At 55.1% G+C, this 6,845-nt stretch carries 7 protein-coding genes; 4 read left to right on the top strand and 3 right to left on the bottom strand.

Annotated elements, in window-relative coordinates; genetic code table 11:
* Positions 1-145: 145 nt before the first annotated feature.
* Complete coding sequence (locus tag MWU63_RS20170) at positions 146-1,585, bottom strand: LuxR C-terminal-related transcriptional regulator (protein ID WP_213891525.1); 1,440 nt, start codon at positions 1,583-1,585, stop codon at positions 146-148.
* Positions 1,582-2,388, bottom strand: coding sequence for a LuxR C-terminal-related transcriptional regulator (locus MWU63_RS20525; protein WP_213891523.1), 807 nt, complete (start codon positions 2,386-2,388; stop codon positions 1,582-1,584). Before MWU63_RS20525 ends, MWU63_RS20170 begins: the two co-directional genes overlap by 4 nt.
* 185 nt (positions 2,389-2,573) lie before the next feature.
* Between MWU63_RS20525 and MWU63_RS20180 the strand changes: the two genes are divergently transcribed.
* The 3 genes from MWU63_RS20180 to MWU63_RS20190 are packed head-to-tail and all read left to right on the top strand — an operon-like array spanning position 2,574 to position 4,707.
* Positions 2,574-2,987, top strand: coding sequence for an ester cyclase (locus tag MWU63_RS20180; protein ID WP_213891521.1), 414 nt, complete (start codon positions 2,574-2,576; stop codon positions 2,985-2,987).
* A complete protein-coding gene (locus tag MWU63_RS20185; RefSeq protein ID WP_213891519.1) occupies positions 2,987-4,159 on the top strand; it encodes an MFS transporter in 1,173 nt (390 codons plus the stop codon). Before MWU63_RS20180 ends, MWU63_RS20185 begins: the two co-directional genes overlap by 1 nt.
* Positions 4,160-4,161: 2 nt before the next feature.
* Positions 4,162-4,707 (top strand): amino acid synthesis family protein, encoded by a 546-nt coding sequence (locus tag MWU63_RS20190; RefSeq protein ID WP_213891518.1) that lies wholly within the window; start codon positions 4,162-4,164, stop codon positions 4,705-4,707.
* A 196-nt stretch (positions 4,708-4,903) separates the two neighbouring features.
* On the opposite strand, the gene MWU63_RS20195 is transcribed toward MWU63_RS20190, so the two are convergent.
* On the bottom strand, positions 4,904-5,875 hold the full coding sequence (locus MWU63_RS20195; protein WP_247079775.1) for a LysR family transcriptional regulator: 972 nt from the start codon (positions 5,873-5,875) through the stop codon (positions 4,904-4,906).
* A gap of 77 nt (positions 5,876-5,952) precedes the next feature.
* Between MWU63_RS20195 and MWU63_RS20200 the strand changes: the two genes are divergently transcribed.
* Positions 5,953-6,498, top strand: a complete 546-nt coding sequence (locus MWU63_RS20200) for a DinB family protein (RefSeq protein WP_213891514.1) — start codon at positions 5,953-5,955, stop codon at positions 6,496-6,498.
* Positions 6,499-6,845 lie beyond the last annotated feature (347 nt).

The raw sequence follows: 6,845 nt of genomic DNA on the forward strand, positions 1-6,845 counted from the left end.
GTGTAAAACGTCCGCGTCCGATATTTCATCTCTAACACTCCATCTTTCCAAAAAGACTAAAGTGTTGCGACCACCCGTTGAAACCGCCGGGACAGAGCGTCCTTTCGTTGCACGTGCCCCAATGGCCGCTTTGGTGAGGTCTCGATCAATCAGAGAACCCAGCAATACGTAAGCGGTTGCGGAGTTTGTCCATTTTCTTTGTGTCTTTCAAAGGGACTCGATCAAGGTCTCGGATGCGGATGTTTGGTATCACTGCCACACATGCCTCGGCAGTTGCAGACGCTTGTTCGTGTTGATCAAGTGCCACGTGGCTCGCGGCCAAAACGAAATGCGCAAAATACCAACGGGGCATTCGATGAATGGCGCGCTCGGCCCACTCAATCGCGATCACGTATCGCCCGGCCATGTAGTGTGCAAGCGCAAGCCCTGAGAACCGGAAAAAGATGCTTGGGTCCAAGGGGTTGGAGCGGATCGCGATTTCCTGATTGGCGATTGCTTCTTCGGAGCACCCCAAAATGCCTAGCAAAGTGCCTAGACTGCCATAAGCCAGAGAACAATTCGGGTTCAGGGCAACAGCGCGTTCAAGGGCGGCGAGGGACTCGTCGTATTTCAGCAGGCCCCAACAACTGATGCCAAACGCCCAATGGGCATACTCATTCCGATCATCCAACTGCGTTGCACGACGCCCAAGCGCATAGGCCGTTTCCATTGCAGGTACTTCGTCTTTCGCAAAACCCATGATTGCAATGTGGTGATTGATCAGCGAGAGGACCATGTTCGCCTCTGCGCTTTCAGGATCGATCGCCAAAGCGCGCTCAAGCAGCGTTTTGGCATGGGCATAGCTTTCCGGATCAAAATCATAGAGCAGATGCCAGGAACGCATGGTCAGCTCCCAAACGGTCAAGTCCGGATGAGACGCCCTCTCGACCGGATCCTGAATAGTACTGAGATGAACCGTTGTTTGAATCGAGGCAACCACATTGCGCGTTATCTCATCCTGCAAATCGAACACGTCTTCCAGCTGGCCGTCATAGCGGTCAGACCAGACATGGCCGCCGGTCAATCCGTCGATCAACTGTGCCGTGACTCGAACTCTATCGCCGGATCGCCTGACACTGCCTTCCAGTACAAACCGAACGCCCAGTTCTTCAGCCACACGCCTGACATCAACGTTGGACCCCTTGTAAGTGAAGGTCGTGTTGCGTGCGATTATGAAGAGCCACGGCGAGCGCGAGAGCGCGGTGATGATATCGTCGCTGATCCCATCGGAGAAATACTCCTGCTCGGGATCGCCCGACATGTTTTCAAATGCCAGGACGGCGATGGACGGCTTCTCTGGCCGCTCCGGAAATCCTTCAACTAGGTCGGCTTGCGGTGTTGCGGCGGAGGGCAAGGCGTCGCGCAGTTCCAGTTTCGAGGACACCCTAAGTTTGCGATAGATCGTTGCCAGGTGCGTCCGCACGGTAGACGGCGCGAGACAAAGTCGATCTGCAATCTGCTGATAGCTTTCACCTTGCGCATAAACTTGCGCAATCTGCTGTTCCCGCGCACTCAAGTCTCCTGTGCTTTGCGATTTCCGGTTCATCGCTTGACCTCTGGCACTGCGCTCATCAGCCGAGCGTTTTCAAGGGCGATCACACTTTGGTCCGCGAACATCTGAGCAAGTCGAGTTGTGTCCGCGGTAAAGGGTCGAACCGTTTGCCGGTAGATCGTGAAGGCTCCCACCAGCCTGTCCGCGGCAAGCATCGGGATCGCCACAAAGGAACGTGCCCCGCCGAGGTCAGCTGTTGCATAGCGCAGAGGATCGTCAGTGCGATAGATATATTCGGATTTTACATCAATGATGTTAACCACCTCGCGCTGTGCGTCCATCCGTCCAAGGCCCGTCTGTGCGCTAGCAGAGAATTCGCCACTCTCATCAAGCCACCTTTGAAAGGGCTCTGGGATGCCTTTTGTGAAGCTCGCGCAAAATCGCCTATTTTGCCGATATTCAAACAGAATACCGAACTCTGCCTCGCACAGTTCCAACGTGTGATTCAGAATGGAGGGCATTACCAAGCCCATATTCCCCTGCGAGGCGCTGATGATTCGAAGTACCTCACTAAGTGCTTTTTCGCGACTGATCGCTTCTTCAAGGCTCAATGCCAGCTCTGAAATCACCGAGTTTAATTCAGACTGACTGCGCGGCTGCGGGGAATCGCCTTTGAGACGGGTCATCAGTTCAAGTTTTGAGGAAACTTCCATTTTTCGGTAGATCGTGGCCAAATGCGTGCGGACGGTTGATGGCGCGATGCAAAGCGTCCCTGCAATTTCTTGGTAGGTAGAGCCGGTCGCGTAGGATTGCGCGATTTCCAACTCCCTTGGACTGAGATCGGACTGTGCTGGCACTTCCGCGGCTCCTTTGACCTGCGTTTAAAATCGAGTGTGGATACAGCGCTCTACACAATCAATCCCGCAAATGATGTAGTTTAATACTGCACGCGCAAGGCCCAATTTACTGCATCTGCCTGATATCTACCACAACGTTCCCGGCATAGTGTTGTCCATGGCACCACAACATGGAGGATCAACAGATGTCACACCACAAAACCGCACAGGCTTTTTTTGACGCTTGCGAAACCGGCAAGGGCTGGGATGCCTGCCGGGGTTGGTGTCAACTGGACGCAACTTTCTCCTGCCAGGCCGACGCACTGACCGACACGAAGATGCTTGCGGATTATTGCGAGTGGATGAAGGGCCTCCTGACCCCGGTGCCCGACGGGCGTTATGTTCTCAAGGCGTTTGCGATGGATCAGGAACGTGGCACAGTTGTTGCGGCGGCCGAATTTCATGGAACGCAGACTGGCGAAGGCGGGCCCGTTGCTCCAACCGGCAATTCGGTGGTTTCGGATTACGCCTATGTCATGGAGTTTGATGGTGACAAAATCCGTCACATGACCAAGATCTGGAACGATGTGCATGCCCTGCGTGGACTTGGCTGGGCGTGATGCGCTGGCGCATCTTGGCGTTGCTTTTTCTGGCACGCATCGGGCTTGGATTTCAGTTTCAGACACTGGCCTCCGTTGGCGATAACCTGGTTGTCGCCTTCGGGCTCGACTATGCTGGGATCGGTTTTCTGATCGGTTTGTTCATGGCTCCTGGTCTTTTCCTGGCACTCCCTGCCGGATACTGGGGTCGCTTTGTCTCAGATCGTTACATGGTCGTGTTTGGGCTGGGTGCGCTGGCTCTCGGGGGTGTCGTGTCATCCGCTGCAACAGAGAGTTGGATGATTGGGCTCGGCCGCGTCTTCGGGGGGGTAGGCTTTCTTTTTACCACCCTCTATTTCACCAAAATGATCGCTGACTGGTTTGAGGGGCGCGAAATCGCGACCGCGATGAGCATACTTGTCATGAGTTGGCCATTTGGAATCGCGATGGGTCAGGTGGGTCATGCGTGGTTTGCAGACGCTTTCGGCTGGCGGATTCCGTTTCAGGTTGCATCGGGCTACTGTTTGATCGCTGCACTGGGAGTGCTTCTATTTTACAAGGCGCCGCATGATTTACCTGTAGTCAAAAGCGACTCAACCCCGAGGCTCTCAGCCCAGGAATGGCGGCTTGTGCTTTGCGCAGCCTCGGCTTGGGGCGTGTTCAACGCAGCTTATGTCACCTATCTTTCATTTGGGCCAAAAGTGCTTGAGAGCCTCGGCCAAACGGCCTTGGCGTCTGCGGGCATCATCAGCGTCGGCAGCTGGCTCATGATCCTGTCTGGTGCGCTCTGCGGACAGATCTCGGATCGTTTTGGGCGGCGAAATACGATTTTGGCTGTCTGCATGGGGGGCGCGATTGTTTCGCTTCTGCTTTTGGGTGTGCCGGGCGCCGGGTTGAGCGCAAGCGTACTTTTCGGCCTGATCGGCATGGCACCGGCGGGTGTTATTATGGCCTTGGCCGGACAAGCATTGCGGCCCGAAGTTCGGGCCTTTGGCATGGGGATCTTCTTTACGGTGTACTACGCGATTATGATGATCACACCTCCGGCCGCAGGCGCGACTCTGGACGCAACCGGAAGCGCACAAGGCCCCATATGGCTTGCCATGATCCTGTACGCCTTGGTGGTTCCACTTGCGTTTGTGTATCAATATCTCAAAACAGGGCTATCTCTGGCCGTTAGGGGAGAAGTTTAACCATGCTCATTCGCAAATCGGTTATAACTAAAGAAATCATAAATTCCGACGAGATGGGAAAGCCTTGTCCATCAATCACACGTGCCGCCGCGATGGCGATCGTCAACAACCCTTTTGCCGGGACCGATCAGGACGATCTGTCGAAATTGTTTGATATCAGTGCAGAAGTCGGCCAGCAGCTCGCGGGCGATTTGGTGAATATCCTGCCGACGCCGCCGGTTTGCTATGGCAAAGCTGCCCTGATTGGATCTACAGGGGCAATGGAGCACGGAGCCGCGGTGCTGCATCCCAAACTAGGTAAGCCTGTGCGGGAAGCTGTCGGCGGCGGAAAGGCCCTCATGCCGTCCAACCACAAGGTCGGCGCCGTAGGGAGTAGCATCGATCTACCACTTGGGCATAAGGACGAGCCATGGTCATTTGACCATATTGACACCATGACATTGTGGCTGCCTGACGCGCCACGCGCGGATGAGATTGTGCTTTGTATTGGTGTATCGACCGGTACACGCGCCGACCCGAGGGTCGGTAAAGGTCCAAGTAAGGTGTAGCGAACCGATAAACTGCCACCCGCCTGCACTTAGGTCATTCGCGGCACTGCAGAATATCGGAAAAGAGGGCTCGATCCAGCCATTCGCCGCATTCTGCATTAAGGTCGGCAATGCAGACTTAGCAGTCATTTCCTACAATATTTTGAATGTCCGCTTCATCAGTTCATGTGATCAATGGGCATATTCTGTTGCCAGCTTAACTCAAAACCTGGTCGTCGCGCAGGAAGGAAAGCAGCGCCGATATGCGTGGTACGATCTCACGGCCACGCCGGACGAGTGCGTCTACCGGCTGATGATCCCCGACATGGACGTCTTCCATGATAGAAACCAGCCTCCCTTTGCGCAGGGGGGGGCCTACTATTGTATCGAGAAGGCGCACAATACCATGGTCAGCAAGTGCTAAATCCAAAAGCATGTCAGCGTTGTCCGCACGCACTGACCCAATGACTTCTATGTCTCTCACGCGTCCGCTGACCCGGAACGGCCAGCGTTCGAACCCCGCCCCTGACATCACGAGGCAGTTGTGGAAGGCGAGGTCATCAGGAGTGCGAGGTACGCCTTTGCGCTGAAGATAGGCAGGCGACGCGCAGAGAAAGCGCACCGCTGTTCCGAGTGACGTCAAATGGAGACCGGGTGTGAGACTACCGCCAGGCCGGATTGCCACGTCAACCGCATCAAAGCGTGGATCGACCAAGGCGTCGCTCACATTCAGTTCAATAGTGACTTTCGGGTGAAGGGAGTGGAAAGCTGGTAAGCGCGGAACCAGTTGATGCTTGGCGTAAGCTGAGCCCACCGACACACGGACCCTGCCTGATGGTTCATCCCCCAACGCCGCAACCTGCGAGACGGCAGTTTCAGCAGCGTCAAGGGTGACCCGTGCATGATGCAGGAACACCCCACCTGCGTCGGTAAGTGCGATCCTGCGAGTGGTTCGGGTCAGGAGCCGGACGCCAAGACGCGATTCCAATCGAGAGACAACCTTCGAGACGGCGGACGGCGTCATGTCCAGCCAGATGGCAGCACCTGCAAAGCTTCCCGCGTCTACAACCGCGACGAAAGCCGCCATCGCGCCCGTGATACCGGCAAAGTGACGGGGTGTCGTGTACGCCTCGCGGTCCATTCGGTCTTTAAAAGACCGAAACTCGGTCTCAGATGCATCTTTATCCATGTCAAGTGAATTAATAGCTAATAGAAGCCGCCCTGTCACTATCAAGGGCAATCACAAATGCCTCAGGAGATCACACCATGCCTAGCACGATACAGAAACTCTTACGTTACAAGGATTGGGCGGATGAAGTCACTTATGGCGCGTTGTTCGATTTGCCCGAAGACGAGGTAACCAAGCCTCGGCAATCGAACTTCGGCACCATTGCACACACGCTCAACCATGTTCTTGTTGTCGACGACATATTCCGCCATCACTTAACCGGACGCCAACACGGCTACACCGCCCGTAATACATCGGATACGCCGCCGCTTCGGGAACTGTACGACCGACAGCGCGAGATGAACCAGTGGTTTGTTGACCTGGGCAACGGCCTTGATGCCGTGAGGTTAACCGAAACAATCCGCTTTGCGTTCGTCGGCGGCGGCGCAGGCGCGATGACACGAGAGGAGATATTACTCCATCTTGTCAACCACGCGACCTACCATCGCGGGTTCGTCAATGACATGATGTACCAAGTGCCTGCAAGGCCGCCTGCGAACGACTTTTCCGTGTTTGTGCGAGACGCACTGGGACGCTGCGACAGCCTCACATTAACGCGCATGTTGGCAACTCGGCGTGGCTGACGCGGGGGGGCCGATATGCCCGCACCTTGGCTGAGGCCATTGTACCGGGAGGAACAATACAATCCATGAGTCCAAGTCGCCGTCACTCAAACCATCGGCCAACTGGTGACATGCTCGCAACAAAATCTGTCAATGATCAGCTATTCCACGTTGCTCACAAACTTTGTTTTGTGATTGCTACAGACATCGTTGCTATCGTCAAGCCTCATCCAAAGCGGACATTCGTGCGGAACGAAGTATCGTGCGCTTTGGGCGGCGGTTTCAACGGGTGGTCGCAACACTTTAGTCTTTTTGGAAAGATGGAGTGTTAGAGATGAAATATCGGACGCGGACGTTTTACACGGACA

Origin of the sequence: Pseudohalocynthiibacter sp. F2068 (assembly GCF_023015645.1) — a bacterium.
Lineage (GTDB): Bacteria > Pseudomonadota > Alphaproteobacteria > Rhodobacterales > Rhodobacteraceae > Pseudohalocynthiibacter > Pseudohalocynthiibacter aestuariivivens.